The sequence below is a fragment of the Modestobacter sp. Leaf380 genome (assembly GCF_001424485.1).
Classification (GTDB): Bacteria; Actinomycetota; Actinomycetes; order Mycobacteriales; family Geodermatophilaceae; genus Klenkia.
In genome coordinates, this window is record NZ_LMQC01000025.1 from 115,237 (window position 1) to 142,113 (window position 26,877).

General features: G+C 74.9%; 28 protein-coding genes. 15 read left to right on the forward strand and 13 right to left on the reverse strand.

Going from position 1 to position 26,877, the window contains the following annotated elements; all coding sequences use genetic code 11:
* The first annotated feature begins 20 nt into the window (after positions 1-20).
* From ASG41_RS22425 to ASG41_RS22445, 5 genes are all read left to right on the forward strand, one after another.
* Positions 21-1,106: an ATP-dependent DNA ligase gene (locus tag ASG41_RS22425; protein WP_056301058.1), complete on the forward strand. Its 1,086-nt coding sequence runs from the start codon at positions 21-23 to the stop codon at positions 1,104-1,106.
* 65 nt (positions 1,107-1,171) lie between these two features.
* Positions 1,172-2,749, forward strand: coding sequence for an alpha/beta hydrolase (locus tag ASG41_RS22430; RefSeq protein WP_056301061.1), 1,578 nt, complete (start codon positions 1,172-1,174; stop codon positions 2,747-2,749).
* Positions 2,750-2,770: 21 nt separating this feature from the next.
* Positions 2,771-3,826, forward strand: coding sequence for a DNA polymerase domain-containing protein (locus ASG41_RS22435; protein ID WP_056301065.1), 1,056 nt, complete (start codon positions 2,771-2,773; stop codon positions 3,824-3,826).
* Positions 3,823-4,500, forward strand: a complete 678-nt coding sequence (locus ASG41_RS22440; protein ID WP_235565015.1) for a CPBP family intramembrane glutamic endopeptidase — start codon at positions 3,823-3,825, stop codon at positions 4,498-4,500. The genes ASG41_RS22435 and ASG41_RS22440 overlap by 4 nt, the downstream gene beginning before the upstream one ends.
* 128 nt (positions 4,501-4,628) lie before the next feature.
* Entirely contained in the window at positions 4,629-4,832 is a 204-nt protein-coding gene (locus tag ASG41_RS22445; protein ID WP_055766945.1) for a cold-shock protein, read from the forward strand.
* A gap of 102 nt (positions 4,833-4,934) precedes the next feature.
* Here the strand turns inward: ASG41_RS22445 and ASG41_RS22450 are convergent, their stop codons facing one another.
* On the reverse strand, positions 4,935-5,423 hold the full coding sequence (locus ASG41_RS22450; protein ID WP_235565016.1) for a hypothetical protein: 489 nt from the start codon (positions 5,421-5,423) through the stop codon (positions 4,935-4,937).
* Between the two features lie 232 nt (positions 5,424-5,655).
* Between ASG41_RS22450 and ASG41_RS22455 the strand changes: the two genes are divergently transcribed.
* The 3 genes from ASG41_RS22455 (at position 5,656) to ASG41_RS22465 (ending at position 9,879) form a co-directional block, all read left to right on the forward strand.
* On the forward strand, positions 5,656-8,349 hold the full coding sequence (locus tag ASG41_RS22455) for an ExeM/NucH family extracellular endonuclease (RefSeq protein ID WP_056301068.1): 2,694 nt from the start codon (positions 5,656-5,658) through the stop codon (positions 8,347-8,349).
* An 80-nt stretch (positions 8,350-8,429) separates the two neighbouring features.
* Positions 8,430-8,852, forward strand: coding sequence for a peptide-methionine (R)-S-oxide reductase MsrB (gene msrB, locus ASG41_RS22460; RefSeq protein WP_056301070.1), 423 nt, complete (start codon positions 8,430-8,432; stop codon positions 8,850-8,852).
* Between the two features lie 46 nt (positions 8,853-8,898).
* Positions 8,899-9,879: a hypothetical protein gene (locus ASG41_RS22465; protein ID WP_056301073.1), complete on the forward strand. Its 981-nt coding sequence runs from the start codon at positions 8,899-8,901 to the stop codon at positions 9,877-9,879.
* Positions 9,880-9,897: 18 nt separating this feature from the next.
* Here ASG41_RS22465 and hemQ read toward each other — a convergent pair whose 3' ends face one another.
* From hemQ to hemE, 3 genes are read right to left on the reverse strand one after another with little or no spacing between them, the layout of a single operon-like run.
* Positions 9,898-10,650 (reverse strand): hydrogen peroxide-dependent heme synthase, encoded by a 753-nt coding sequence (gene hemQ, locus ASG41_RS22470; RefSeq protein WP_056301076.1) that lies wholly within the window; start codon positions 10,648-10,650, stop codon positions 9,898-9,900.
* 32 nt (positions 10,651-10,682) lie between these two features.
* Positions 10,683-12,050 carry a protoporphyrinogen oxidase gene (gene hemG / locus ASG41_RS22475; RefSeq protein ID WP_056301078.1) on the reverse strand — a complete coding sequence of 456 codons (1,368 nt, stop codon included), beginning with the start codon at positions 12,048-12,050 and terminating at the stop codon, positions 10,683-10,685.
* Positions 12,047-13,144 carry a uroporphyrinogen decarboxylase gene (gene hemE / locus ASG41_RS22480; protein WP_056301081.1) on the reverse strand — a complete coding sequence of 366 codons (1,098 nt, stop codon included), beginning with the start codon at positions 13,142-13,144 and terminating at the stop codon, positions 12,047-12,049. Before hemE ends, hemG begins: the two co-directional genes overlap by 4 nt.
* A gap of 126 nt (positions 13,145-13,270) precedes the next feature.
* On the opposite strand from hemE, the gene ASG41_RS22485 reads away from it, so the two are divergent.
* From ASG41_RS22485 to ASG41_RS22505, 5 genes are all read left to right on the forward strand, one after another.
* On the forward strand, positions 13,271-13,897 hold the full coding sequence (locus ASG41_RS22485) for a DUF3000 domain-containing protein (protein WP_056301259.1): 627 nt from the start codon (positions 13,271-13,273) through the stop codon (positions 13,895-13,897).
* A gap of 117 nt (positions 13,898-14,014) precedes the next feature.
* On the forward strand, positions 14,015-14,743 hold the full coding sequence (locus ASG41_RS22490; protein WP_082557250.1) for a LuxR C-terminal-related transcriptional regulator: 729 nt from the start codon (positions 14,015-14,017) through the stop codon (positions 14,741-14,743).
* Positions 14,740-15,984 (forward strand): ribonuclease D, encoded by a 1,245-nt coding sequence (locus ASG41_RS22495; protein ID WP_056301084.1) that lies wholly within the window; start codon positions 14,740-14,742, stop codon positions 15,982-15,984. Before ASG41_RS22490 ends, ASG41_RS22495 begins: the two co-directional genes overlap by 4 nt.
* A 140-nt stretch (positions 15,985-16,124) precedes the next feature.
* Positions 16,125-16,421, forward strand: a complete 297-nt coding sequence (locus ASG41_RS22500) for a YciI family protein (RefSeq protein ID WP_056301089.1) — start codon at positions 16,125-16,127, stop codon at positions 16,419-16,421.
* A complete protein-coding gene (locus tag ASG41_RS22505) occupies positions 16,418-16,705 on the forward strand; it encodes a hypothetical protein (RefSeq protein WP_056301093.1) in 288 nt (95 codons plus the stop codon). The genes ASG41_RS22500 and ASG41_RS22505 overlap by 4 nt, the downstream gene beginning before the upstream one ends.
* Here ASG41_RS22505 and ASG41_RS22510 read toward each other — a convergent pair.
* The 5 genes from ASG41_RS22510 to ASG41_RS22530 form a co-directional block, all read right to left on the reverse strand.
* Positions 16,702-16,992, reverse strand: coding sequence for a thiamine-binding protein (locus tag ASG41_RS22510; protein WP_235565017.1), 291 nt, complete (start codon positions 16,990-16,992; stop codon positions 16,702-16,704). The two genes, ASG41_RS22505 and ASG41_RS22510, sit on opposite strands and share 4 nt — an antisense overlap.
* Complete coding sequence (gene dxs / locus ASG41_RS22515; RefSeq protein WP_056301096.1) at positions 16,989-18,899, reverse strand: 1-deoxy-D-xylulose-5-phosphate synthase; 1,911 nt, start codon at positions 18,897-18,899, stop codon at positions 16,989-16,991. Before dxs ends, ASG41_RS22510 begins: the two co-directional genes overlap by 4 nt.
* Before the next feature lie 69 nt (positions 18,900-18,968).
* The gene (locus ASG41_RS22520; protein ID WP_235565018.1) at positions 18,969-19,367 is read right to left on the reverse strand and encodes a hypothetical protein; all 399 of its coding nucleotides are present in this window, start codon (positions 19,365-19,367) and stop codon (positions 18,969-18,971) included.
* 32 nt (positions 19,368-19,399) lie between these two features.
* Complete coding sequence (locus ASG41_RS22525; RefSeq protein WP_056301100.1) at positions 19,400-20,641, reverse strand: class I SAM-dependent RNA methyltransferase; 1,242 nt, start codon at positions 20,639-20,641, stop codon at positions 19,400-19,402.
* Positions 20,634-22,667: an APC family permease gene (locus ASG41_RS22530; protein WP_056301103.1), complete on the reverse strand. Its 2,034-nt coding sequence runs from the start codon at positions 22,665-22,667 to the stop codon at positions 20,634-20,636. The genes ASG41_RS22525 and ASG41_RS22530 overlap by 8 nt, the downstream gene beginning before the upstream one ends.
* A gap of 146 nt (positions 22,668-22,813) precedes the next feature.
* Here ASG41_RS22530 and ASG41_RS22535 point away from each other — a divergent pair, with 146 nt between their 5' ends.
* Both ASG41_RS22535 and ASG41_RS22540 read left to right on the forward strand, forming a co-directional pair.
* Entirely contained in the window at positions 22,814-23,482 is a 669-nt protein-coding gene (locus ASG41_RS22535) for a TrkA family potassium uptake protein (RefSeq protein WP_056301107.1), read from the forward strand.
* Complete coding sequence (locus ASG41_RS22540; protein ID WP_056301110.1) at positions 23,482-24,141, forward strand: TrkA family potassium uptake protein; 660 nt, start codon at positions 23,482-23,484, stop codon at positions 24,139-24,141. Before ASG41_RS22535 ends, ASG41_RS22540 begins: the two co-directional genes overlap by 1 nt.
* A gap of 24 nt (positions 24,142-24,165) precedes the next feature.
* Here the strand turns inward: ASG41_RS22540 and ASG41_RS22545 are convergent, their stop codons facing one another.
* Genes ASG41_RS22545 through ASG41_RS22560 form a run of 4 tightly spaced genes read right to left on the reverse strand, consistent with a single transcriptional unit; the run spans position 24,166 to position 26,877 of the window.
* Complete coding sequence (locus ASG41_RS22545; protein ID WP_235565019.1) at positions 24,166-24,975, reverse strand: DUF3159 domain-containing protein; 810 nt, start codon at positions 24,973-24,975, stop codon at positions 24,166-24,168.
* Positions 24,972-25,349, reverse strand: coding sequence for an OB-fold nucleic acid binding domain-containing protein (locus ASG41_RS22550; protein WP_056301112.1), 378 nt, complete (start codon positions 25,347-25,349; stop codon positions 24,972-24,974). Before ASG41_RS22550 ends, ASG41_RS22545 begins: the two co-directional genes overlap by 4 nt.
* Positions 25,346-26,131, reverse strand: coding sequence for a S9 family peptidase (locus tag ASG41_RS22555; RefSeq protein WP_056301115.1), 786 nt, complete (start codon positions 26,129-26,131; stop codon positions 25,346-25,348). Before ASG41_RS22555 ends, ASG41_RS22550 begins: the two co-directional genes overlap by 4 nt.
* Positions 26,128-26,877, reverse strand: coding sequence for a DUF3710 domain-containing protein (locus ASG41_RS22560; RefSeq protein WP_056301118.1), 750 nt, complete (start codon positions 26,875-26,877; stop codon positions 26,128-26,130). Before ASG41_RS22560 ends, ASG41_RS22555 begins: the two co-directional genes overlap by 4 nt.

Consider the following 26,877-nt stretch of genomic DNA (forward strand, 5'->3'; position numbering starts at 1 on the left):
ACGCTGCCAGACTCCCCCGCATGGACCTGCCCGTGATGCCCCCGGTGAAGCCGATGCTGGCCAAGGCGACCAAGGACGTGCCGACCGGCGAGGGCTGGTTCTACGAGCCCAAGTGGGACGGCTTCCGCTGCATCGTCTTCAAGGACGGCGACGAGGTGGAGCTGGGCAGCCGCAACGAGCGGCCACTGACCCGCTACTTCCCCGACGTCGTCGAGGCCGCCCGCGCCCAGCTGCCCGAGCGTTGCGTGGTCGACGGCGAGATCGTCGTGCCGCGCGGGGACCGGCTGCACTTCGAGTCCCTGCTGCAGCGCATCCACCCCGCGGCGTCCCGGGTGACGAAGCTGGCCGCGGAGACCCCGGCGTCCTTCGTGGCCTTCGACCTGCTGGCCCTGGGCGACGAGTCGCTGCTGGGCACCCCGTTCGCGCAGCGTCAGGCCCGGCTGCGGGAGGCGATGGCGACGGCCCAGGCACCGGTGTACGTCTCCACGATCACCCAGGACGCTGCGGTGGCCCAGCGCTGGTTCGAGGAGTTCGAGGGTGCGGGCCTGGACGGCGTCGTCGCCAAGCGGGGCGACCAGGGCTACGAGCCCGACCAGCGGCTGATGGCCAAGGTCAAGCACGTCCGGACGGCGGACTGCGTGGTGGCCGGCTTCCGCTGGCACAAGACGACGACCCCGGAGAAGCCCCTGGTCGGGTCCTTGTTGCTGGGGCTGTACTCGGCGGACGGCACGCTGCAGCACATCGGCGTCGCTGCCTCCTTCACCACCAAGCGGCGCGGCGAGCTGGTCGGTGAACTGGCGCCCTTCCGGGCCGATGCTGTCTCCGGGCACCCCTGGCAGGACTGGGCCAACGCTCAGGTCGAGGGTGAGGGTGAGCACCGGATGCCGGGGGCGACGAGCCGCTGGAACGCGGGCAAGGACCTGTCCTGGGTGCCGCTGCGACCCGAGCTGGTCGTCGAGATCCGCTACGACCAGCTGGAGGGCAGCCGGCTGCGGCACACCGGCCAGTTCCAGCGCTGGCGCCCGGACAAGGACGCCGCCCAGTGCACCTACGACCAGCTCGACGTGCCGGTGCGGTACGACCTCGCCGAGGTGCTGGGAGGTTGAGAGTCTGACCACCCGGGGCCGCTGGGACGGGCGTGACGCGTGAGGTCCTCCTAGGGTGGACGACCGTGACCGCTCGCTCCCGGCCCCGCGCCGGCTCCCGCACCCGGGCCGCCGCCCTCCTCGCCGTCGGGCTGGTGGCCCTGACCGCCTGCACGTCCGGGGACGACACGGCACCCGCGGCCGGCTCGACGACCGCGTCGCCGACGCCCACCGAGGCCCCGGTCGAGCCGGTCGCCTGGGACGACTGCACCGCCCAGATCGCCCCGATCATCGCCGGGCGGCCCGGCGCCGACCGGCCGCTGACCTTCTCCTGCGGCACCATCGACGTGCCCCTGAGCCACGAGGACCCGACCGGCCCGACCCTGTCGCTGTTCGCCGTCCGCGCGGTCTCGGGCACCCAGGCCGACCGGATCGGCTCGCTGGTCGTGAACCCCGGCGGCCCCGGCCTCTCGGCCACCGACGCCGCCGTGCAGTCCGCGCTCACGCTGCCCGACGCCGTGCTGGGCCGCTTCGACGTCGTCGGCGTCGACCCGCGCGGGGTCGGGCTCTCGCAGCCGGTGGAGTGCGTCTCCGACGCCCAGAAGGACGAGTTGTCGGCCGCCGAGCCGCGCCCGACGTCGGCCGCGCAGCTGGACGACGCCTTCGGCCTGGTCGACGAGGTCGCCGCCGGTTGCGCCGAGGAGTACGGCGCCGGGCTGGGTGCCTTCTCCACCGTCGACTCCGCCCGTGACCTCGACATCGTCCGCGAGGCGCTGGGTGACGAGCAGCTGAGCTACCTGGGCTACAGCTACGGCACCACCCTGGGCTCGACGTACGCCGAGCTGTTCCCGGAGAACGTGCGGGCGCTGGTCCTCGACGGCGCCGTCGACCCCGACGCCGACCGCGAGGAGGCCGCGGAGGCGCAGGCCGCCGGCTTCGAGGCCGCCTTCGACGCCTTCGCCGCCAACTGCGTGGCCCTGGTCGGCGGGTGCCCGGTCGGCGCCGACCCGCGCACCTTCGTCAACGACCTGCTCACCCAGACCGCCACGACCCCGATCGCCAGCTCCCGCGAGGGCGAGACCCGCGCGGCGACGCCGGGTCTGGTGCTCGCCGCCGTCCGGTCCGCGCTCTACACCCCGGCCGCCTGGCCGCAGCTGGCCCAGTCGCTGGCCACCGCCCAGCAGGGCGACGCCGCCGGGGTGCTGACCCTGGCCGACACGTTCACCGGGCGCGGCGAGGACGGCACGTACACCAACACGATCGACGCCAACCTGACGGTGAGCTGCTCGGACACCGAGGAGACGCACGACCAGGACGAGGTCCGCGCGCTGGTGGCCGAGTGGAACACCACCTACCCGCTGTTCGGCGCGGACGCCGCGCTGGGCCTGTACACCTGCACGCCGTGGGAGGCCCCGCGCACCCCGCTGCCCGACCGGGACGCCGAGGGCGCCGCACCGATCCTGGTCATCGGCACCCAGGGGGACCCGGTGACCCCGCTGCCCGGCGCGGTGGACATGGCCGAGGACCTGACCTCGGGCGTGCTGCTGACCTGGCAGGGCTCGGGCCACACCGCCTACCCGCAGACCGAGTGCGTGACCGCGGCGGTGGACAGCTACCTCGTGGACCTGGTCGCGCCGCTGGACGGGCTCACCTGCCCCGCCTGAGCACCACCTAGGGTCCCCGGCATGGCCAGCAGCAAGGACGCCGTGGTGCTCGACGTCGACGGGCGGGAGGTCCGGGTGTCCAGCCCGGGCCGGGTCGTCTACGACGCCACCGACCGCACGCCGGCGATCACCAAGCTGCAGGTCTGCCAGTACGTGGCGGCCCTGTCCGGGCCGATGCTGCGGGCCCTGGGCGACCGGCCCACGGCGATGGAGCGCTGGCCGGACGGCTGGCACGAGGGCATGCGGCTGGCCACCGGGCCGCGCGACCCCGATGCCGACGGCTTCTACCAGAAGCGGCTGCCCAAGGGCGCGCCCGAGTGGATCCAGACGGCCCGGATCACCTTCCCCAGCGGGCGGACGGCCGACGAGCTGTGCCCCACCGAGGCCGGGCACCTGGTGTGGGCCGCCCAGATGGGCACGCTGACCTTCCACCCGTGGCCCGTGCGCCGTCCCGACGTCGACCACCCCGACGAGCTGCGCATCGACCTGGACCCCCAGCCGGGGACCACGTTCGCCGACGTCCGCCGGGTCGCCGAGACCACCCGGGAGCTGCTCGCCGAGCTCGGGATCCGCGGCTACGCCAAGACCAGCGGCAACCGCGGCGTGCACGTCTACGTGCGGATCCGCCCGGAGCACTCCTTCGAGGACGTCCGGCACGCCGCCATCGGGCTGGGCCGCGAGCTCGAGCGCCGGGACGACGGCGTCACCACGGCCTGGTGGAAGGAGGAACGCGGCGAGCGGGTCTTCGTGGACTTCAACCAGAACAACCGGGACCGCACCATCGCCGGCGCGTGGAGCCTGCGGGCCCGCCCCGGCGCCCCGGTGAGCACCCCGGTCACCTGGGCACAGCTGGCCGAGGTCGAGGACCCGGCGGAGCTCAACCTGGTGACCGTCCCCGACCGGCTGGCCGACGGCGACCCCTGGGCCGAGGTGGACGACGTCGCCCACGACCTGGCGCCGCTGCTCGAGCTGTGGGAGACCCTGCCCGGCGGGGAGCTGCCCTTCCCGCCGGACTACCCGAAGATGCCCGGTGAGCCGATGCGCGTGCAGCCCTCCCGGGCGCGCACCCAGGAGTGACCCGGCGGGGCCTGCCGCTGCTGTCCACCGCGCTGGCGCTGCTCGTCTGGGGGGTGCTCGTGGTGCCCCTGCTGCCCCCGGCCCCCGGGGTCCGGACGGTGGCGAACCTGCTGGCCGTGGCCGTCCTGGTCGCGGCGACCCGGCTGTCCCGCGCCGAGCTGGGACTGACCCGGGACCGTGCCGGAGCAGGCCTGCGCTGGGGCGGTGTGGTGCTGGGTGCCGTCGGGGCGGGGTACCTGGTGGCTCTCCTGGTGCCGTCGCTGCACGAGCTCCTGGACGACGCCGCCGGCACCGACACCACCGCCGAGCTGCTGCTGCGGGTGCTGGTGTTCATCCCGCTGGGCACCGTGCTGGCCGAGGAGCTGGCCTTCCGCGGGGTGCTGCTGGGGCTGGCCCGGCGGGTGCTGCCGACCCCGTGGGCCGTGGTGGCCACCTCAGTGGTGTTCGGGCTGTGGCACCTGGCGACCGCCCGGACGCCCGACGCCGCCGTCAGCGACCCGCTGCCGGCCGCCCTGGCCGTGCTGGGCGTGGTGGTGGCCACGACCGCTGCCGGGGTCCTCTTCGCCCTCCTGCGGGTGCGCAGCGGCAGCCTGCTGGCGCCCGTGGCGGCCCACCTGGCGACGAACGTGCTGGGTCTGGTGGCCGTCGCGGTCGCCGTCCGAACCGGTTCCTGAACCACTCCAGGACACCCCCGGGAGGGTGCGGTGCTGCGGGGACTGGACAGGTGTGGTTAGGGTTCAGGTGTCGGGAAGGCTCTGTAAGTGGCAGGACCCCGACGTACGACCTCAGCTAGGAGCGAGCAATGCCCGAAGGAACAGTGAAGTGGTTCAACGCCGAGAAGGGGTTCGGCTTTGCCACCCCCGATGGCGGCGGCCCGGACGTCTTCGTCCACTACTCGGCGATTCAGACCAGCGGGTACCGCTCGCTCGATGAGGGCCAGCGCATCTCGTTCGACGTCGAGCAGGGCCAGAAGGGCCCGCAGGCTGCGAACGTCAACCCGGTCTGATCTCCTGACCGGCGGCTGACCTCAGCCACCTGATCCACCGACAGCGCCCCTCGACCTCCGGGTCGGGGGGCGCTGCCGCGTTCCGCGGGCCGACGGGGCCGCTCAGTGGGCGCGCGGCACGTACCCGCCGATGAGCGCGGACATCAGCAGCGCGCCGGCGTCGTCGCCGACCGCGGTCGCGGCCTCGGCCATCGCCCGCCAGCGGTCCCGCTCCACCTCGGTGGCCGCGTTCGCGACGCGTGCGGTGAGCTGCTCGGTCAGCCGGGCCCACTCCGACTGCGGGGTCGGCCACAGCCCGGTGAGCCGACGGGTCTCCCCCGACACCCCGGTGATCCGCACGACGTCCCCGGCGACGTTGGTCAGCGCCGCCACGTACCCGGTGTCCACCAACCCGCGGACGGCGGCCACCACGTCCTTGCGGGGCAGTCCGCTGGCCGGCACGACCTGGCCCAGGTAGGGCGCTCCCCCGTGCTCCGGGCTGTCCACCAGCCGGGCGATCGCGCGCAGCACCGGCAGGTCGCGGCTGAACCAGACGTCGGGCAGCGGTGCGGCGGCGGGCGGGGTGGGGTTCGAGGACGGGGGCGTCGTCACGGGGGTCCTCTCGTACCGGGGTGCCCGGCCGGGTGCGGCCGAGCCGCTCCACGGTACGCAGTCGCCGTCGCCACACCGTCCGGTCACCCGCACCGCCACCCGGAAGATGACCCCGGGTCATTACCCGAGCTGAATTGGTAACCCGTTGTTCATCGACGTGGACACAGCGCGCTGCCAGGATCGACACATCCCCCGTCCCGGAACGGCCGCCCCGGTGGCCGTGAGGAGAACCGTGTCCCCGAGCAGAACAGCACGACCCGCCGTCCTCGGCCTGGCCGTCGGCGCCCTGGTCGCCGGCGGTCTGGTGACCACGGCCGCCCCGGCCGCCGCGGTGTCCCCCGACGTCGTGGTCAACGAGGTGTACGGCGGTGGCGGCAACTCCGGCGCCACCCTGCGCAACGACTTCATCGAACTGCGCAACGACGGCAGCACCGCCGTGGACCTGACCGGCTGGAGCGTGCAGTACGCCTCGGCGACCGGCACCAGCTGGGCGGCCACCCCGCTCACCGGCTCGATCGCGCCGGGCGCGACGTACCTGGTGGCGCAGGCAGCCGGCACCGGCGGCACCGCGGACCTGCCGACCCCCGACGCGACCGGTCGACTGGCCCTGGGCGGGTCCGCCGGCAAGGTGGCGCTGTCCACCGGCAGCACCCCGCTGGACTGTGCGACCGCCTGCGCCGGCACCGCCTCGGTCCGCGACCTGGTGGCCTGGGGGTCCTCCGCGACCGGCGGCGAGGGCGCCCCGGCCGCCGGCACCACCAACACCACGTCGGTCTCCCGCGTCGCCGGTCCCGACACCGACGTCAACGCCGCGGACTTCACCGTCGGCGCCCCGACGCCCACCCCGTCGGGCAGCACCACCCCCGACCCGGACCCCGAGCCGGACCCCGACCCGGAGCCGGTGCCGACCGCACCCACCTGCGACACCACCCCGGTGTCCATCGGCAGCGTGCAGGGCGACGGCGCCACCAGCCCGGTCACCGGCCGCACCGTCACCGTCGCCGGCACCGTCGTCGGCGACCTGCAGGCCGGCGGCCTGGGCGGCTTCCACGTCCAGGACGCCGGGGACGGCGACCCGGCCACCTCCGACGGCGTCTTCGTCTACGCCCCGGGCGGGACCGACGTCGCCCTCGGCGACCGGGTCGTCGTCACCGGCACGGTCGCGGAGTTCAAGCGCACCGCGGACGCCGCACCCGGCACGGTCACCCAGCTCACCGCCCCGCTGACCACGGTCTGCGGCGCCGGCGAGCTGCCCGCCGCCGCCACCCTGCCGCTGCCCTCGACCACCGAGCAGCGCGAGGCCCTGGAGGGCATGTCCGTCACCCTGCCGGCCGACCTCACGGTCACCGAGGTCTACGGGCTGAACACCTTCGGCGAGGTGCTGCTGTCCTCCGGCGGCCGGCTGCTGGCCCCCACCGAGGCCGCCGAGCCGGGCGCGCCCGCCCAGGCGGTCGCCGCCGACAACGCCCTGCGGTCGATCACGCTGGACGACGCGGTCAGCACCAACCTGTCCACGTCCGACCAGGCGCCGCCGTACCTGACGGCGACCGACCCGGTGCGGGTCGGTGACACCGTCTCCACCCTGCAGCCCTCGGTGCTGGGGTACGGGTTCGACGAGTACCGCCTGCAGCCGGCCGACGGCAGCGCGGCGGGCACCGACTTCGCCCCGACCAACCCGCGCACCGCGGCGCCGGCGCCGGTGGGCGGTGACCTGCGGGTCGCCGACTACAACGTCCTGAACTACTTCGTGACGTTCGGCGGGCAGTCCCGGGGGGCCTCGAACGCCGAGGAGCTGGCCCGCCAGCAGGCCAAGATCGTCGCCGGGATCACCGCGCTGGACGCCGACGTCCTCACCCTGCACGAGATCGAGAACTCCGCCGTCACCACTCCCGGCGACGACTACCGCGCCGTCGAGACGCTCCTCGCCGCCATCGAGACCGCCGACCGCCAGGACTGGGACGTCGTCCGGGCACACGAGGACACCGACGTCATCACCAACGCGATCGTCTACCGCACCGGGGCCGTGACCCCGGCCGGGCCGCCGCAGGTGCCGGCCGACCTGTCCGCGTTCGGCAACGCGCGCAGCCCCATCGCGCAGACCTTCCTGGCCGCTGGAGCCTCCGGTGAGGTGTTCACCGTCGTGGCCAACCACCTGAAGTCCAAGGGCTCGGGCAGCGGCGGGGACAACGCCGACACCGGCGACGGCCAGGGTGCCTCCAACGGCGACCGGGTCCGTCAGGCGCAGGCGCTGGTGGCCTTCGCCGACCAGCTCGTGGCCACCTCCGGCGACCCGGACGTGCTGCTGACCGGGGACTTCAATTCCTACCGGTACGAGGACCCGCTGGACGTCGTCCGGGCGGCCGGGTTCCAGGACATGGGCCCGGTGCTGGCCCGGGACCAGTACAGCTACGTCTTCGACGGCGGGTCCGGCTCGCTGGACCACGTCTTCGCCTCGCCCTCGATGGCGGACAAGCTGTCCGGGCTGACCGTCTGGGAGACCAACGCGGTGGAGTCCTACGCCTACCAGTACGACGGCCACGGCCCGCTGTTCGCCGCCGACCCCTACCGGGCCAGCGACCACAACCCGACGGTGCTGGGCATCGAGCTCACCCCGGCCGACGTCCCGGCGACGGCCACGGTCAGCGAGTCCCGGCCCTTCCGGGGCGACCGGGTCACCGTCACCGGCGCCGGCTTCGCAGCCGGTGAGCAGGTCACGGTCACCATCGGCGGACGCCGGGTCGGCACCGCGACCGCCGACGACGCCGGAACGGTGACGCTGTCGCCGCGGGTGCCGGTGCTGCTGGCCGCCGGGGACCAGGCCGTCGTCCTGACCAGCTCCTCCGGGGAGACCGCCACCTCGACGGTCACCCTGCGGTCGGTGCTCGGGGAGCTGCTGGACCGGCTGCGGCAGCTCTTCGGCCGCTGACCCCAGCACGTCCCACGACCGGGCCGTCACCCCTCCCGCACCACGGGCGGGGGTGGCGGCCCGGTCGTACCGTGGGGTGCATGACCCAGCATGTCGAGCACCAGCCCACGGTCACCAAGAGCGACGAGGAGTGGCGCGCGCAGCTCTCCCCCGAGGAGTACGCCGTGCTGCGCCAGGCCGGCACCGAGCGGCCGTGGGTCGGCGAGTACACCGACACCAAGACCCAGGGCGTCTACTCCTGCCGGGCCTGCGGCGCCGAGCTGTTCACCTCCGAGACCAAGTTCGACTCGCACTGCGGCTGGCCCTCGTTCTACGAGCCGTCGGCCGGTGACAACGTGGTGCTCAAGGAGGACCGCAGCCTGGGCATGCGCCGCGTCGAGGTGCTGTGCGCCAGCTGCCACAGCCACCTGGGCCACGTCTTCGAGGACGCCCCGCAGACGCCCACCGGCGACCGCTACTGCATCAACAGCGTCAGCATCCGGCTCGCCCCCGCCGAGGGCTGAACCGCACCTCCCGCACGAGCAGGGGCACCCCGGGGATGATCCCGCGGTGCCCCTGACCCGTCCCACCCGCTGGACCTGCACCGTCGGCCTGGTCGTCGGCCTCGCCGCCCTCCCCGGGTGCGGCCTCCTCACCCCGCAGGAAGCCGTGGACGCCGCCGAGGCGCAGTGGGAGTCCGTCCCCGCCGCCGCCCGTGACGCGCTGCGCCTGGGTGAGCGGCAGTCGCAGGCCGAGGGGTCGGTCGCCGACCGGTGGGCGATCTGGGCGGACTCCGCGCTCGCCCCCGGCGAGGGGGACGGCGAGGTCCTGGGCAGCGGCGTCGTCGCGGCCTGCACCGCGGTCGCCGACGCCCTGGCCGGCACCGGCGTGCAGGCGTTCGGGGTGCTGCCGCTGACCCCCGGGCTCGTCGCGGCCGACGGCGACACGTGTGCCCGCGGACTGACACTCGGGTCCTGGCGGACCACCAGCCGGGACGAGGACGTCCGTGACGCGCAGGGCCGCCCGCTGGCCACGGGCGAGCTCCAGCTGGGCCGCGCCGGGGACGACGACCGGGTGCAGCTGCTGGGCGTGGCCCTGGACCTCACCAGCGGCCTGCTGGAGACCAGCAGCGACACCCCGCCGTGGACCGCGCCGGTCACCGAGGTGGACGCGGTCGACGTCGACGCCGCCCTCCTCGACGCCGCCCTCGAGCTCCCGTCGGACCTGACCGGCACGGTCGAGGACGTGGTCGTGGTCGTCGTCCCGGCCGGGACGACGCTGCGGGCGACCGTCGGCTGCAGCGCCCCGCTGGGCGGGATCGGCATCGAGTCGCCGTCGACCACCTACGGCCTGACGTCGGCGGTCACCGTCGAGTACGGCTCCCCCGGCGAGGACGCCGGCCAGGTGGCCTGCGACGGCGCCCCGGCCGTGGTCGACCTGGTGCCGACCCTCCGCTGGACGCCGGCGGGCGGGGAGCCCACCGACGTCGTCGTGCTGGAGACCGCCCGCCTGGCCGACGGCCCGACCACCCTCGTCCTCGACGGGGGCTGAGGGACCGGACCGACAGGGTCAGGCCAGGCCCTGCACCAGCTCGGTGACCGACTTGCGGGTGCCGGTGTAGAACGGGATCTCCTCGCGCACGTGCCGGCGGGCGCGGCTGGCCCGCAGGTCGCGCATCAGGTCGACGATCCGGTGCAGCTCGTCGGCCTCGAAGGCCAGCATCCACTCGTAGTCGCCCAACCCGAACGAGGCGACCGTGTTGGCCCGCACGTCGGGGTAGGGCCGGGCCTGCATGCCGTGCTCCTTGAGCATGTCCCGCCGCTCCTCGTCGGGCAGCAGGTACCACTCGTAGGACCGCACGAAGGGGTACACGCAGACGAAGCGGCGGGGCTCCTCGTCGGCCAGGAACGCCGGGATGTGCGACCGGTTGAACTCCGCGGGGCGGTGCAGCGCCATCTGCGACCAGACCGGCTCCAGCCGGCGGCCCACCTGGGTGCGGCGGAAGCGGGTGTAGGCCTCCTGCAGATCCTCGGCGCGCTCGGCGTGCCACCAGACCATCAGGTCGGCGTCGGCGCGCAGCCCGGCGACGTCGTAGACCCCGCGGACGACGACGTCCTCGCCGGCGAGCTCGTCGACCAGGCCCTGCGCCTCCTGGGCGGCGGACTGCCGGTCGGCGTCACCGAAGGGCTGGGCGAGCTTGAAGACCGACCACATCGTGTAGCGGATCTGGGCGTTGAGCTCGTTGGCCCGCTTGCCGATGCTCTTCTGCTCGGGTGCGGTCTCCGTGGGGCCCGTGGTCGCTGCAGGCGTCGCGTCGGTCATGTCCCCATCTTCCTCCCGGCGCGGGACGAAGATCAGGTGAGGCTGGCCACCGCGCGACGGGCGTCCCGGATGCAGGCCGGCACACCGACCCCCCGGTAGGCGGCGCCGGCGACGGCGAGACCGGGCACGGCGGCCACGGCGGCGTCGACCGCCGCGACCCGGTCGGGGTGCCCGACCAGGTACTGCGGGAGGCCCCCGCCCCAGCGGACCAGGTGGGTCTCCACCGGTTCGGGGCGCTCCAGGTCCAGCAGGTCGGCGACGTCGGCGACCACGGCGGCGGTCAGCTCGTCGTCCTCGCGCCGGAGCTGGTCCTCCTCCAGGTGGCGGCCCACTGAGGACCGCACGCGCAGCAGGCCGTCGCCGGACAGGTGCGGCCACTTCTGCGAGGAGACCGTGACGCCCTTGACCAGCCGCCCGGCGACCGGGGGCACCAGCAGGCCCGACCCCGAGGCGAGCTCCTGGCCGGGGAAGGCCATCGCGACCACGGCCATCGAGGCGTACGGGATGCCCTCCAGCGCCTCGACCGCGTCCGGGGCGACGTCGGCCAGCAGCCGGGCGGCCTTGCCCGCGGGCACCGTGACGACGACGTGGTCGGCGCTCAGCACCTCGCGGTCGGCCCCCACGGTGAGCTCGAACCCGCCGGGGACGCGGCGCAGCGCGTGCGCCGGCGTCCGCAGCCGGACGACGGCGCCGGAGGCCTCGACCAGCCGGTCCGGGAGCGACCCGATGCCGTCGGCGACGGTGGCGAAGACCGGGCCGTCGGGGGTCCCGGCGGCGGCCTCCCGGCTGCGCGCCCCGGCGTCCCGGGCTGCCGCGGCGGCGGCCAGCACCGTGTCGTGCCGGGGCAGGTGGGCGGCCAGCGCGGGCATCGTGGCAGCCAGCGACAGCCGGTCGGCCTGACCGGCGTAGACCCCGCCCAGCAGCGGCTCCACCAGCCGGTCGACCACCTCGTCGCCCAGCCGTTCCCGGAGCAGCCCGCCGACCGGGGCGTCCCGGTCGTAGCGCAGCGGGGGCAGCGCGGCCTCGGCGTGCACCCGGGCCACGCCCTCGGCGGACAGCAGCCCCGCCAGCCCGTCGGCCGAGGTGGGGACGCCGAGCAGGGTGCCCGCCGGCAGCGGGTGCCGGCCGTCGGGCAGCACCACGGCCGCCTGCGTGGTCGAGGGCGCGACCGTCTCCAGGCCCAGCTCGTCGATCAGCTGCAGCGCCTCGGGCACCCGGGCCAGCACCGCCTCGGGGCCGGTGTCGTACCAGGCACCGGCCAGCCGGACGCGGCCCAGCTTCCCGCCGACCCGGTCCCCGGCCTCCAGCACGACGACCTCGTCGCCGGGGTGCGCGCGGGACCAGGCGAAGGCCGCGGTGAGGCCGGTGATCCCGGCCCCGACGACGACCAGCCGGCTCATGCGCGCGTGGTGAGCTCGTGCACCAGCTCGACGACGTGGGTGATCGCGCCCGGGTCGGTGTCGGGGAGGACGCCGTGGCCCAGGTTGAACACGTGCCCGCGGGCGGCGCGGCCCTCGGCGACGATCCGGCGGACCTCGGCCTCCAGGGTCGCCCGGTCGGCCAGCAGCACGGCCGGGTCCAGGTTGCCCTGCAGGGAGTAGCCGGGCCCGACGCGGCGCGCGGCCTCGTCCAGCGGGATGCGCCAGTCGACGCCGACGACGTCGGCACCGGCGTCCCCGATCAGCGGCAGCAGCTCGCCGGTGCCCACCCCGAAGTGGATGCGCGGCACGTCCCGGACGCCGGCGGCGCGGTCGCCCAGACCGTCGAAGACGGCCCGGGAGTGCGGCAGCACCCGGGTGGCGTAGTCGCGGGCCGACAGCACGCCGGCCCAGGAGTCGAAGAGCTGGACCGCGGAGGCACCGGCGTCGACCTGGGTGCGCAGGAACACCGACGCCGAGACCGACAGCTTGGCCAGCAGCCGGTCCCACGCCTCGGGCTCGGCGTACATGAAGGCCTTGGTGCGGGCGTGCTCCTTGGAGGGCCCGCCCTCGATCAGGTAGGTCGCCAGGGTGAACGGCGCACCGGCGAAGCCGATGAGCGGTGTCTCCCCCAGCTCGGCGGTCAGCGCACCGACGGCCTGCACCAGGAAGCCCAGCGCCTCGGGCTCGAGGTCGGGCAGCGCGTCGACGTCGGCCACCGAGCGCACCGGGTGGGCGACGACCGGGCCGATGCCGGGCTGGATCTCGATGTCGACACCGGCCACCACCAGCGGCAGCACGATGTCGGAGAAGAGGATGGCCGCGTCGACGCCGTGCCGGCGGACCGGCTGCAGGGTGATCTCGGTGACCAGGTCGGGGTCCTGGCAGGCGGCCAGCATCGCGGTGCCGGCCCGCAGTGCGCGGTACTCCGGCAGCGAGCGGCCGGCCTGGCGCATGAACCAGACGGGGGTGCGCCGGACCTCGCGACCCAGTGCCGCCCGGACCAGGTCGGAGTCGGCGGCGGCCCCGGGCGTGCCGTGCGGTGCCGACAGGGGTGCTGCTCCAGGGGTGCCCACGAGGGTCCATCCTCCCAGAAGGCGCGCCGTGGGGCAGGACACGCCCCGACGGTCCGACGAGGCCCGCTGACCTGCGGCGGCGCGTCGGGAGCGGCGGACACGGGCGTGTCGCCCTACCCTGCGGACGTGGAGCGACAGAGCAGGCCGGAGCGCGGGGCCGAGCCCCCCGCGGACTTCCAGGCGGCGCTGGACTCGCTCGCGACGGTACGGGCCCGGCCCGAGGTCGTGCTCGAGGACATCCCTGCACCGCAACGGCTGGCCCCGTGGTCGCACGCGATCGGCGCCCGCGTGGCCGAGCCCGGCGTGCTGCCGGACGAGGACGAGGTGGAGATCGCCAGCGGGCGGTTCATCGTGCTCTTCGACCCGGCCGGCCACGAGGCCTGGGACGGCACCACCCGCTGCGTGGGCTACGTCTCCGCCGTGACCGACGAGTCCATGGTGGACGACCAGATGTTCTCCGAGGTGGCCTGGAGCTGGCTGACCGAGGCCCTGGTGGACCACGACGCCGGCCACCACGCCGTCGGCGGCACGGTCACCCGCACCGCCTCGACCCGCTTCGGCGACATCGCCGGGCCCGAGCACTCCGTCGACGTGGAGATCCGGGCCTCCTGGACCGCCAGCGACACCGACCTCGACCGGCACCTGCAGGCCTGGCTCGAGGTGCTCGGCAACGCCGCCGGTCTCCCCCCGCCGGGGGTGCACCTGCTGGGCTCGGCAGGCAACGGCCGGGCGTCCGGCGGCGGCGGCTCATAGACTCACCGGGACTGCTCCACCCGGAGCAACCCCGTTGGGCCGGCTGCGGCGACACCCCGTCGACACGCAGCCGCGCCGCACAGCACGTGAGGACGCAGTGACCCAGGGACGGACGGCGTGACCCTCGGAGTCACCCGCGCCGACGGCGCCCTGCTCCCCCCGGACGCCACGGCGCTCGTGGTGGACCCGGCGCCCCTGGTCCGGGAGGCCCTCGGTGCGCGCCTGCGGGCCCTGGGCGCCCGCGACGTCGAGGAGTCGGCGTCGCTGGAGGAGGCCAGGGTCCGGGCGCACGTGTCCGGCCCCCGGGCGCTGTGCGTCATGGACGTCGACCTGCCCGAGGTCGGCCGAGACGGTCCCGAGGCCGCGCGCGCGACCGAGGGCCCCCGGGACACGGGCCGCGGCCTGGAGCTGCTGCCCTCGCTGCAGGCCGACGGCTGGCCGGTCACGGTCGTGCTGACCGCGGTCACCGACCCGGCCGTCGTCCGGGCGGCGTTCCTGGCCGGCGTCCAGGCCTACCTGCTCAAGTCCTCACCGCTGGCCACGCTCACCGAGGGGCTGCGCGCCGCGCTGTCCGGTGAGGTGTACGCCGACCCCGGCATCGCCAGCAGCTTGGCCCTGGGGCTCACCCGGGCCGGCGTCGAGGAGGGGGTCGGCGAGCTGTCGGCCCGCGAACGCGAGATCCTCCGGCTGGTCGCCGAGGGACACACGAACAAGGAGATCGGTGATCTGGTGGACCTGTCCGCACTGACGGTGAAGAGCCACCTGGCCCGCATCGCGCGCAAGCTGGGAACCGGCGACCGGGCGCACATGGTCGCCCTCGGCATCCGCTCCGGGGTGATCGTGTGACCTCCCCCGAGGGTGCACCCGCCGTCGAGGAGACGCCGGAGTCGACCGCCGTCCCGCTGCTGGCGCCCCGTGACGGCCTGCCGCCGGTCATCGAGACCTCGACCGCGCTCGCCGACTACGCCCGGGCCCTGCGCGGGGGCAGCGGCCCGGTCGCCGTCGACGCCGAGCGCGCCTCGGGGTACCGCTACGGCCAGCGGGCCTACCTGGTGCAGCTGCGCCGGGCGGGCTCGGGCACCGGCCTGGTCGACCCGGTGCCGCTGCCCGACCTCACCCTGGTCCAGGACGCCATCGGCGACGCCGAGTGGGTGCTGCACGCGGCCAACCAGGACCTGCCCTGCCTGGCCGAGATCGGCCTGACCCCCACCAGGCTCTTCGACACCGAGCTCGCCGCCCGGCTGGCCGGGCTGCCCCGGGTCGGCCTGGGCGCCGTCGTGGAGTCGCTGCTGGGGTACTCCCTGCAGAAGGGCCACTCGGCCGCCGACTGGTCCACCCGCCCACTGCCGGCCGACTGGCTGGTCTACGCCGCCCTCGACGTCGAGGTGCTGGTCGAGCTGCGGGACGCCCTCGCCGGCATCCTGGAGGAGCAGGGCAAGACCGAGTGGGCGCGGCAGGAGTTCGAGGCGATCCTGGCCGCCGGTCCCCCGGCACCCAAGGTGGACCCCTGGCGGCGCACCTCGGGCATGCACGGGTTGCGCAGCCGCCGTCAGCTCGGGGTGCTGAAGACGCTGTGGGAGGCCCGCGACCTGCTCGCCCGCCGTCGCGACGTCGCCCCCGGGCGGGTGCTGCCGGACTCCGCGATGGTCGCCGCCGTCGCCGCGGACCCCAAGACGGAGACCGAGCTGATCGACCTGCCGGTGTTCCGCGGCCGGGCCAACCGCAAGCTGGCCAGCACCTGGTTCGGCGCCCTCAAGGCAGGCCGCGCGCTGCCCGAGGACCAGCTGCCGCTGCACAGCAAGCCCGGCGACGGCCCGCCCCCGGTGAACCGCTGGGCCGACCGGGACCCGGTCGCCGCCAAGCGGCTGCAGGCCGCCCGCGCCGGTCTCGCCGCGCTGGGCGAGCAGTGGTCGGTGCCGGTGGAGAACCTGCTCTCCCCCGACCTCGTCCGCCGCCTGGTGTGGAGCCCGCCGGCCGACGCCACCCCCGACGTCGTCGCCGGGGTGCTGCGCGAGGGCGGCGCCCGCGAGTGGCAGATCGGCCTGACCCGCGACCTGCTCGCCGACGCCGCCGCGATCACCGCCTGACCCGTCGAGCTGCCACCGCGGCACCACGGCACCGCGGCAAAGGAAGCAATGCCCCTCACCAGGAGCCCATGGAGGGGGGCATTGCTTCCTCAGCCGCTTCGTGGAGGGCCCGCCGCGCGCGGGGCCCCTAGGGTGGCGGCGTGATCTTCGCCGTGACCTACCGCTACACCGACGACACCGAGACCCGGGACGCCGTGCGTGCCGAGCACCGGGACCACCTGCGCGCGCTCGCCGCCGACGGCAAGCTGCTGATCTCCGGGCCGTTCGCCCCCGGGGAGCCGGCCGGTGCGCTGCTGCTCTTCCGCGCCGAGACCCGCGACGAGGTGGCCGGCTGGATCGCCGCCGACCCGTTCAGCGTCCGCGGCGTCGTCGCGGAGTCCACCACCACCGAGTACCTGCCGGTGCTGGGCTCGCTGCTGCCCGCCTTCGAGGGGTGACCGCCGGCGGGGACGTCGAGGTCGGCGCGCTGGCGATCAACGTCGTCGTCCCCCCGGAGCTGCGGTGGACCGACACCCGGGCCGGCGTCGAGTTCGAGCTGACCAGCCTGACGGTCCGGCTGCTGCCCGACGGCACGCGGGCGGTGAGGGCCTACGGCCGCCCGGTCACCGGCGGCCGGGGTGGCTACACGTCCTTCCCGGTGCCCGACCGGCCCGGACTGGCGGCACTGGTCGAGGCCGGTGCCGGACGCGCCGTCGAGCTGTGGGCGGCCAGCCGGGCCTAGCGGAACTTCGAGGTCAGCGAGTCCATCGTCCGCGACACCTGGGCGATCTTCACGTGGCTGATGCCACCGGTGGCCCCGGCGGCCAGCATCGCCTCGTGCGCGGCCCGCAGGGTGGCCCACACCTCGTCGGCCGTGCCCTCCAGCGTCGTCCCGAGGGCACCGACCTCCGAGCGCAGGCCGGACGCCTGGATGACCGCGATGGCCGCCTCGACGTGGGCGTGCGGGTCCTCCGGGGTACCGGGCGGCGAGGGCGCCACCTGGATCTCGGCGATCACCTGGTCGCTCACTGCTGCTCCCCCACCCGGGCGACGACGTCGTCGCGGTCGACGATCTTCGCGGCCCACTCGGCGATCCGCCGGGCCACGTCCTGCTCGGTGAGGCCGTGGTCGGCCAGCACCTGGGCGCGGCTGCCCTGCTCCAGGAACACCTGGGGCAGCCCGATGGTGCGCAGCGGGACGTCGACCTCGGCCTCGCGCAGGGCGCTGGCCAGGGTGTCGCCCACTCCGCCGGACCGGCCGCCGTCCTCGACGGTGACGGCCAGCCGGTGCGCACGGACCAGCTCGACCAGCTCCGGGGATGCCGGCAGCACCCAGCGCGGGTCGACGACGGTGACGGCGATGCCGTGGTCGGCGACCCGCTCGGCGGCGGCCAGGCACAGCGACACCATCGACCCGCAGGCGACCAGCAGCACCTCCTCGCGCTCGCCGCGCCGCAGCACGTCGACCGGTCCGCGGCGCTCGAGCGCCGGGATGTCGGGAGGCACCGACCCCTTGGGGAAGCGGAGCACGGTGGGCCCGTCGGTGACGGCCAGTGCCTCGCGCAGCGCCTCCTTGAGGGTCGCCTCGTCGCGCGGCATGGCCAGCCGCAGACCGGGGACGACGGCGCAGATCGAGGTGTCCCACATGCCGTTGTGCGAGGGGCCGTCGGTGCCGGTCACCCCGGCCCGGTCCAGCACCACGGTCACCGGCTGGCGGTGCAGCGCGACGTCCATCAGCAGCTGGTCGAAGGCCCGGTTGAGGAACGTCGAGTAGACCGCGACCACCGGGTGCAGCCCGGCCATCGCCAGGCCCGCCGCGGAGGTGAGGGCGTGCTGCTCGGCGATGCCGACGTCGAAGGTCCGCTCGGGGAAGCGCTCGGCGAACGGCGCCAGGCCCGTGGGGTGCAGCATCGCGGCGGTGATGGCGACGACGTCGGAGCGCTCCCCGCCGATGTCGACCAGCTCGTCGGAGAACGCCGACGTCCAGTCCCGGCCGGCCGAGGCCGAGCTGACCCCGGAGTCGGGGTCGAAGACGCCGGTGGCGTGCCAGGCGTCGATGAGGTCGCTCTCGGCGGGGGCGTAACCGAAGCCCTTGGTGGTGACCGCGTGCACGATGACCGGGCCGCCGAAGGCCCGGGCGCGGCGCAGCGCGGACTCCATGCCGGCGACGTCGTGGCCGTCGACGGGGCCGACGTACTTCATGCCCAGGTCCTCGAACATGCCCTGCGGGCTCAGGACGTCCTTGAGGCCCTTCTTGATCGCGTGCAGCGCGTCGTAGAGCGTCGTCCCGACGACGGGGGCCCTGTGCAGGGTCTGCCGGACGGCGTCCAGGGCCTGCTCGTAGCCCGGGCGCAGGCGCAGGGTGGCCAGTGCGTCGGCCACCCCGCCGATCGTCGGGGAGTAGGAGCGGCCGTTGTCGTTGACCACGATGACGACGGGCCGGTCCTGGGCGGCGGCGATGTTGTTCAGCGCCTCCCAGGCCATCCCGCCGGTGAGCGCGCCGTCGCCGATGACGGCGACCACGGGCCGCACGTCACCCCGTACGGCGAAGGCCTTGGCCAGCCCGTCGGCGTAGGACAGCGAGGTGGAGGCGTGGCTGTTCTCCACCCAGTCGTGCTCGCTCTCGGCCCGCGCCGGGTAGCCCGACAGGCCCCCGCGCTGGCGGAGCTGCTCGAAGCCGGCGAGCCGGCCGGTGAGGAGCTTGTGCACGTAGGACTGGTGGCCGGTGTCGAAGACCACGGGCTCGCGCGGGGAGTCGAAGACCCGGTGGATCGCGATGGTCAGCTCGACGGTGCCCAGGTTCGGTCCGAGGTGGCCGCCGGTCTTGGCGACGCTGGTGACCAGCGCGTCGCGGATCTCCGCGGCGAGGACCGGGAGCTGGTCGGGCGCCAGCGCCCGCACGTCGGCGGGCCCGGTCAGGGATCGGAGCAACGACACGACGGGGCAGGGTCCTCTCGGGGGGCGGCGGGTGCCCCGATGGTAGTCGCGGGGCCGCAGGGCGCAGGTCTACAGCCGGGGCACCCACCGCTCACCGCGCAGCGCACCGCCGACCAGCTCGACGCCGCGGGCCGCCGACGCCAGCCGGGCGCCCTCCCGCTCGTAGGCGGCCACCGCGGCCTCCATCGCCTCCGGGGGCAGCTGGTCGGCCAGCTCCACCCGGACCGTGCGCCAGCCCGCCCGGGCCGCCTCGAGCCCCGCGGCGACGTGGTCCCCGGCGAACCGGGCCAGCAGCACCGGGTAGCGCCGCAGCACCTCGTGGGAGCGGTACTCCGGGGGCACCAGGTCGTACAGCCAGGCGACCGCGGTCCGCTCCCAGTCCGGGACACCGGGTGGGCGGACCTGCTCGGGCCAGCCGGGCGGCGCGGTGCCGTCCCGGCCGGGGGACGCGCGGTCGATCGGGGGCACGGACCCGAGTGTGCCCCGCCGGTCCGACAGCCTCAGCGGGCCGCCGGCACCAGCAGCGCGACGCATTCCACGTGCGCGGTCATCGGGAAGGCGTCGAAGGCCCGCAGCCCCGCCACCGTCCAACCGGCGTCGGCGAACACCGCGACGTCCCGGGCCAGCGACGCCGGGTCGCACGCCACGTAGACCACGGCCCGGGCGCCGGAGTCGGCCAGCACCGCGCTGACCTCGCGCCCGGCACCGGCCCGGGGCGGGTCCAGCACGACCACGTCGGGGGCACCGGGGAGCTCGGCGAGCAGCTCGCCGAGGCCCTCGGCGTCCACCGCGCCCTGCCAGACCTCGGCCTGCGGCAGGTCGGAGAGGTTGTCGGCAGCCGCGGCGCACGCCCCGGCGTCGTACTCGACGCAGACGACCTGGCCCTCGGGGCCCACCCCGGGCGCCAGTGAGCCCCCGAAGAGCCCGGCGCCGGCGTACAGGTCCAGCACCCGCTCTCCCGCGCTCACCGCGGCGAAGCCGGCCACGGCGCCCACCAGGGCGTCGGCCGCGGCCGGGTGGACCTGCCAGAAGCCGGTGCCCTCGACCTGCCAGTCCCGGTGCCAGGCCCGGCGCTCGGCCCGCTGGTCGTCCCGCCCGGCGCCGGCGTCCGGGCGGACCACCCGGGTGGACTGGGCGTGCCCGCGGCGGTCCAGCCGGGTGGTGGTCACCCCGCCCACCGAGTCCACGGCGACGTCGACGGCGCCGGCGCCGTCCCAGGTGCGGCCCAGCACGGCGTCGACGGCGGGCTGCACGGTGATCGGGCAGTCGTCGAGGACCACGACGTCCCGCGACCGGTGCGGTCGCAACCCGGGCCGGCCCGACCGGTCGACGGCGAAGCGGGCACGGGAGCGCCAGCGCAGCGGCCCACCGGGCAGCTCCTCGACGTCCAGGGAGACGTCCATCCCGGCCAGCCGGGCGAACTGCTCGGTGACGACGTCGCCCTTGAGCCGGCGCTGGGCCTCGGGGGCCACGTGCTGCCAGTCGCAGCCGCCGCACTTCCCGGGCCCGGAGTACGGGCAGGGCCGCTCGACCCGGTCCGGGGAGGGGTCGAGCACCTCGACGGCGTCCGCGCGGCAGTAGCCGGGGTGCCGGTCCTCGGTGACGACGACGACGACCCGCTCACCGGGCAGCGCATGCCGGACGAAGACCACGCGGCCCTCGTGCCGGGCGACGCAGTGCCCGCCGTGCGCGACCGGCCCGACGGTGACCTCGAACCGCTCTCCGACCCAACCGTCAGCCACGGCCGTCCAGGTCGTCGTCGACGATGCCGCGCCGCAGGTCGCCCGGCGCGGGGCCGGCGCTGCGCTGCAGCTCCTCCTCGCGGTCCCGGGAGCCCTCCAGCTGCCAGGGAACGGTGGTGATCATGACGCCGGGCTGGAACTGCAGGCGGGCCCGCAGGCGCAGGGCGCTCTGGTTGTGCAGGACGTTCTCGAACCAGTGCCCGACGACGTACTGCGGGATGAAGACGACGACCAGCTCGCGCGGGCTGTCCCGCCGGATGTCCTTGACGAAGTCCAGCACCGGGCGGGTGATCTCCCGGTACGGGGAGTCCAGGACGGTCAGCGGGATGGGGATGTCGTAGCGCTCCCAGTCGGCCTGCAGGGCCCGGGTGTCGGCCTCGTCGACGTTGACGTTGAGCGCCGTCAGCTGGTCGGGCCGGGTGGCCCGGGCGAAGGCCAGGGCGCGCAGCGTGGGCTTGTGCACCTTGTTGACCAGGACCACCGCATGCACCTTGGAGGGCAGCGTGCGGGAGTCCCCGGAGGGCACGAGCTGGTCGGCGACCTGGGTGTAGTGCCGGTTGATCTGCCGCATGAGCAGGTAGATGAACGGCATCACCAGGATGACCAGCCAGGCGCCGCGGGTGAACTTGGTCAGCACGATGATCACCAGGACGACGGTGGTCAGCGACCCGCCGACGGTGTTGATGACCTGCGAGCGGCGCATCCTGGCGCGCTCGGCGCCCTCGGCGGTCGCCATCTCGCGCTTCCAGTGCCGGACCATGCCCCACTGGCCGATGGTGAAGCTGGTGAAGACGCCGATGATGTAGAGCTGGATCAGCCGGGTCGAGTCGGCCTGGAAGGCCACGATCAGCAGCGCGGCGAACCCGGCCAGCAGCAGGATCCCGTTGCTGTAGACCAGCTTGTCGCCGCGGGTGTGCAGCTGCTTGGGCATGAACCTGTCCTGCGCGAGCACCGAGCCCAGCAGCGGGAAGCCGTTGAACGCGGTGTTCGCGGCCAGGATCAGCACCAGCGCGGTGGCGGCCTGGATGTAGAAGAACCCGAACGAGGTGTCCCCGCCGAAGACCGCCGAGGCGACCTGGGCGATGACGGTCCGCTGCGGCTCGGTCTCGCAGTCGGTGAAGCCCTCGAGGTCGCAGGGGAACTCGGCGTACTTGACCCCGGAGAACAGCGCCAGCGCGGTGACGCCGGCGAACATGGTGGCCGCGATGCCGCCCATCAGCGCCAGCGTGGTCGCCGCGTTCCTGGACTTCGGCGGCTTGAACGCCGGGACGCCGTTGGCGATGGCCTCGACCCCGGTCAGCGCGGTGCAGCCCGAGGCGAAGGCCCGCAGCGCGAAGAACAGCAGCGCGACCCCGGTCAGGTTGTCGAACCCGGGCTCGGGGGTGATCGTGTACGCCGCGCTCTCGGCGACCAGCGAGGCGTCCCGGAAGAAGTACTCGATGAAACCGGTGACGATCATCACCATGATGCCGGCCACGAAGAGGTAGGTCGGGACGGCGAAGCTCTTGCCGGACTCCCGCAGGCCGCGCAGGTTCGCCGCCGCCAGGAAGCCCACCAGGACCACCGCGATCAGCACCCGGTGCTCGGCGAGGCCGGGGAACGCCGAGATGATGTTGTCGGTGCCGGCGCTGACGGACACGGCCACGGTGAGCACGTAGTCGGTGAGCAGCGCGCTGGCCACGACCAGCGAGGCGAACCGGCCGTGGTTCTTGGCCGCGACCTCGTAGTCACCGCCGCCGGAGGGGTAGGCGTGCACCACCTGGCGGTAGGACAGCACCACCACGACCAGCAGCAGGACGACGGCGACGGCCAGCCACGGGGCCAGGAACAGGAACGCCGTCCCGGCCAGGGTCAGCACGATGAGGATCTCCTGGGTGGCGTAGGCCACGGAGGAGAGCGGGTCGCTGGCGAAGATCGGCAGCGCCAGGCGCTTGGGCAGGAGCGACTCCCCGGCCCGGTCGCTGCGGACCGGCCGACCGAGGACGAGGCGTTTGGGGAGTTGTCCGAGGTCGGACAGCGAAGGCACGGCGAGGATGGTACGGCGGGGACGGCGGGCCGACGGCGGCCGTGACGCGCGATGGGCCACACCCCGGTCACCCCGTCGGTGTACGTTCGCGCGCTGTACGCCTCGGCGGTCCGCGCCGGGGCGCGAGAACCCCCGGGAGTCCCCTCGTGCACGTGGTCGTCATGGGCTGCGGCCGGGTCGGTTCGGCCATCGCCCGCCGCCTGGAGGAGATCGGCCACAGCGTGGCCGTGATCGACCAGAACGCCGAGGCCTTCCGCCGTCTGGGCCCGGAGTTCGCCGGCCGCCAGGTCACCGGGCTCGGCTTCGACCGGCAGACCCTGCTGGACGCCGGCATCGACTCGGCCGGGGCGTTCGCCGCGGTCAGCAGCGGCGACAACTCCAACATCATCAGCGCCCGGGTGGCCCGGGAGACGTTCGGCGTCGAGCACGTGGTCGCCCGGATCTACGACTCCAAGCGGGCCGAGGTCTACGAGCGGATGGGCATCCCCAGCGTGGCCACCGTGCCGTGGACGGTGAACCGGCTCATGCGCGAGCTGCTCAGCGTCAAGGTCACCGAGATCTGGCGCGAGCCCACCGGTCAGGTCCTGCTGATGCGGGTCACCGTCACCGACGGCTGGGTCGGCCGGCCGCTGGCCGAGCTCGAGCGGGCCACCGGCGCCCGGGCCGCCTGGGTGGTCCGGTTCGGCGAGGCCCAGCTGCCCAAGCCGGGCACCGTGCTCCAGACCGGCGACCACCTGGTCGTCGCCGCAACCGACGACATCGTCGCCACCGTGCACGACGTCGTGGGGCACGCCCCCGAAGGAGGGAACCACTGATGCGGGTCGCCATCGTGGGGGCCGGCGCCGTCGGCCGCTCCATCGCCGGGGAGCTGCTGGGCAACGGCCACGCCGTCATGCTCATCGAGAAGAACGGCGCCAAGGTCCGGGCCCGAGCGGTCCCCGGCGCCGAGTGGGTCCAGGCCGACGCCTGCGAGGTGACCGCGCTGGAGGAGGCCCACCTGGCCACCTGCGACGTCGTCATCGCCGCCACCGGCGACGACAAGGCCAACCTGGTCGTGTCGCTGCTGGCCAAGACCGAGTTCGCGGTCAACCGCGTCGTGGCCCGGGTCAAGGACCCGCGCAACGAGTGGCTCTACACCGAGGCGTGGGGCGTCGACGTCGCCGTCTCCACCCCGCGGGTGCTCGCGGCCCTGGTGGAGGAGGCGGTGACCGTCGGCGACGTCGTGCGGCTGATGAGCTTCCGCAAGGGCGCCGCGAACCTGACCGAGATCACCCTGGCCGAGGACACCCCGTGGGTGGGCCGGCCGCTGCGCGACGTGCCGCTGCCTCGGGAGACGGTGCTCACCGCGATCCTGCGGGGCGACCGGGTCATCACGCCCTCCCCGGACGAGCCGCTGGAGGCCGGGGACGAGCTGCTCTTCATCATGCACGGGGACGTCGAGGACGAGCTGCAGCAGGTGCTCTGCGCCGGCTGAGCACCGCCCGCGGGCTGACCGGGGTCAGCCCGCGGGACGCTCGTCCGGTGCGTCGGGCCGGTGCTCGGCCGGCGCCGTGGTGTCGGCACCGGCCGGGGCGCGGTGACGGTGCAGCCGGGCCACGGCCCACAGCGTCACCACCAGCGCGAGCCCGGTGACGGGCAGCCCAAGCACCAGCGAGGCGGTGCCGAGCAGCTCCACCTCGTTGCGCAGGTACAGCACGCCCTGGACGGCGAACCGCACCACGAAGGTGGCCGCCCACAGGAGCGTGAGCCAGGTGTAGACCCGCACCACCCGGCGGTCGGTCCGCCAGTGCCGCTCGGCGACGGCGTCGGGCTCGCGTTCCGCGTCGGGGTCCGCACGCTGGGTCAGCTTCCCCCCGGCCCGCCCGCGCAGGCTCCCGCGCACCGTGTGGGTGGCCAGCCCACCCAGGTGGCTGGGGGCCAGGAACTCCGCGGCCACCCCGACCAGCGGCCAGCGGACGACGACGGAGCCCAGCAGCACCAGCCCGATGGCGGCGTTGCGGACCAGGCCCAGGACGAAGAAGTCCCGGGCCTCGCCGGACTGCCGGGCGATGAACACCGCGATCGCGACGCCGATGAGCCCGCTGAACGCCTGCTGGACGCTCTCCCGGCGGACCAGCCGCAGCCCGAACACCAGCACCGCGGCCACCCCGGCCGCCCAGATGCCGGCGGTGAGGCCGCCGAACCCGTTGGCGACCACGAAGGCCACGGTGGGCAGCGAGACGTCGACCATCCCGCGCCAGCCCCCGAGCTGGTCCAGGACGAGGTGCCGGTCGACCGCCAGCGACTTCTTGCCGCTGGGGGCGCTCACCCGATGCCCAGCTCGTACCAGGGGTTGTAGATGACCTTGCGGCCCTCGAAGGAGGCGAACCGCCCGCGGGCGGTGAGCGTGCGGCCGGGCTCGATGCCGGGGATGCGACGGCGACCCAGCCAGACCAGCGTCACCGAGCCCGAGCCGTCGAACAGCTCGGCCTCCAGCGTCGGCACGGTCTCCCGCGGGGTGTAGACGACGGACTTCAGCCGCCCGGTCACCGCGACCACCTTGCCCTTCTGGCAGGTGCTCACCGGCTCGCAGCCGGAGCTGGCCACGCCGGACTGCAGCTGCTGGGCGTCGATGGTCTGGTCGTCCGCGGTCAGCGACTGCAGCTTGCGGGAGAGCCAGCTCTTCGGACGGGTCTCGGTCACGGGACCAGCGTAGACAGCTCCGGGCCCGGCGTGCGGTGTCTGTCCAGCCACGTCCTGGCCAGGTCCCACGCGGCACCGTCGACGTCGATGAGCGGCATGTGGTCCCCGGGCACCGCTGCGACCTCCACGGAGGGGTCCACGGCGGCGTACCGCTCGCTCTGCTCGGGGACGACGGTGGTGTCCTCCACCCCGTGCACGCACAGCACCGCCGCACCGGTGGGGGCCAGCCGGACCGGGCTGGCCGTCGCGTAGCGGCCGGGGTGCTCGGCCGGGGTGCCGCCGAGCAGGTCGGTGACCGCACCGTCGCCCATGCCCTGCTCCGCGGCCCGCTCCAGGTCCAGCACACCGGCCTGCAGGACGGCGGCGGTCACCCGCACCCGGGGGGCGGCCCCCGGGGCGCCGGCGGGCAGCAGGTGCCGGCCGGCGGCCCAGCCGGCCAGGTGGCCGCCCGCGGAGTGCCCGACGACGGCGAGCACCGAGAGGTCCAGCCGGTCGACGTCGGGGAGGCCGGGCAGCGCGTCGAGCGCGGCTGCGACGTCGTCCAGGGTCTGCGGCCAGCCGCCGCCGCTGCCCACCCGGCGGTACTCGACCGACACGGCGGCCCACCCGCGCGCGGCCAGGTCCTCGGCCAGCGGGCGGGCCAGCTCGATGCCGTACGCGGCCCGCCAGAACCCGCCGTGCAGCACCACGGCGACCGGTGCGGGGCCGGACCCGGCCGGCAGTGTCAGCTCGAGGAACTGCTGCGGGTCGGGTCCGTAGCTGCTGCGACGGGGGGCGCTCACGGAGCGGGCGACACCCCGCCGGCGGGCGGGGTCGTGCCGGCGGCCGGCGGGGTCGCCCCGGCGGCCTTGGCGGCGGCCTGCTGGCGGGCGACCTGTTCGGCGGCCTGCGGCGGCAGCGTCATCGGCAGCTGCTCACGCACCGGCATGGGCTCGATCCCCCGCACCACGACGATGCCGCGGAAGGCGTCCTCCAGGGCGGCACCGGCCTCGGGGGTCTCGGCGGCGGCGCCGCTGATCATGCCGCGCAGGAACCAGCGCGGGCCGTCGACGCCGATGAAGCGGGTCGCCCGGCGCACCGGCGGGGAGGGCTGGGTCTGTCCTGGCTGCGGCGGCGGGCTGGCCTGCACGTACCCGGCCAGCTCCGGGCCGAAGGGGCCCTCCTGCTCGGTGAGCGACCCGCCCTGGCTGCTGGCGCTCTGCGCGAGGTCGCCCCGCACGCCGTCCCAGATGCCGCCGGCGCGCGGCGCGGCGAAGGCCGACACCTGCAGCAGGGAGTCCCCCGCGCGCAGGCTCGCCCCGACCACCTTCTGGCTGGCGTTGACGTCCACCCGCAGCTCCATGCCGGGGACCGCGGGCAGCCGCAGCGACCCCAGGTCCACCCGGTTGACGCCGTCCTCGGGCGCGTCCGCCTCGTCCCACGGGCCGAGGGTCTCCTCGACGTCGCGCTCGCGCACCTGCGGCTCCGGGGGCACGCCCCGCTCCCGCACGCTGCGCTCGATCCGGTTGCGCCGCCGTCCGAACGGCAT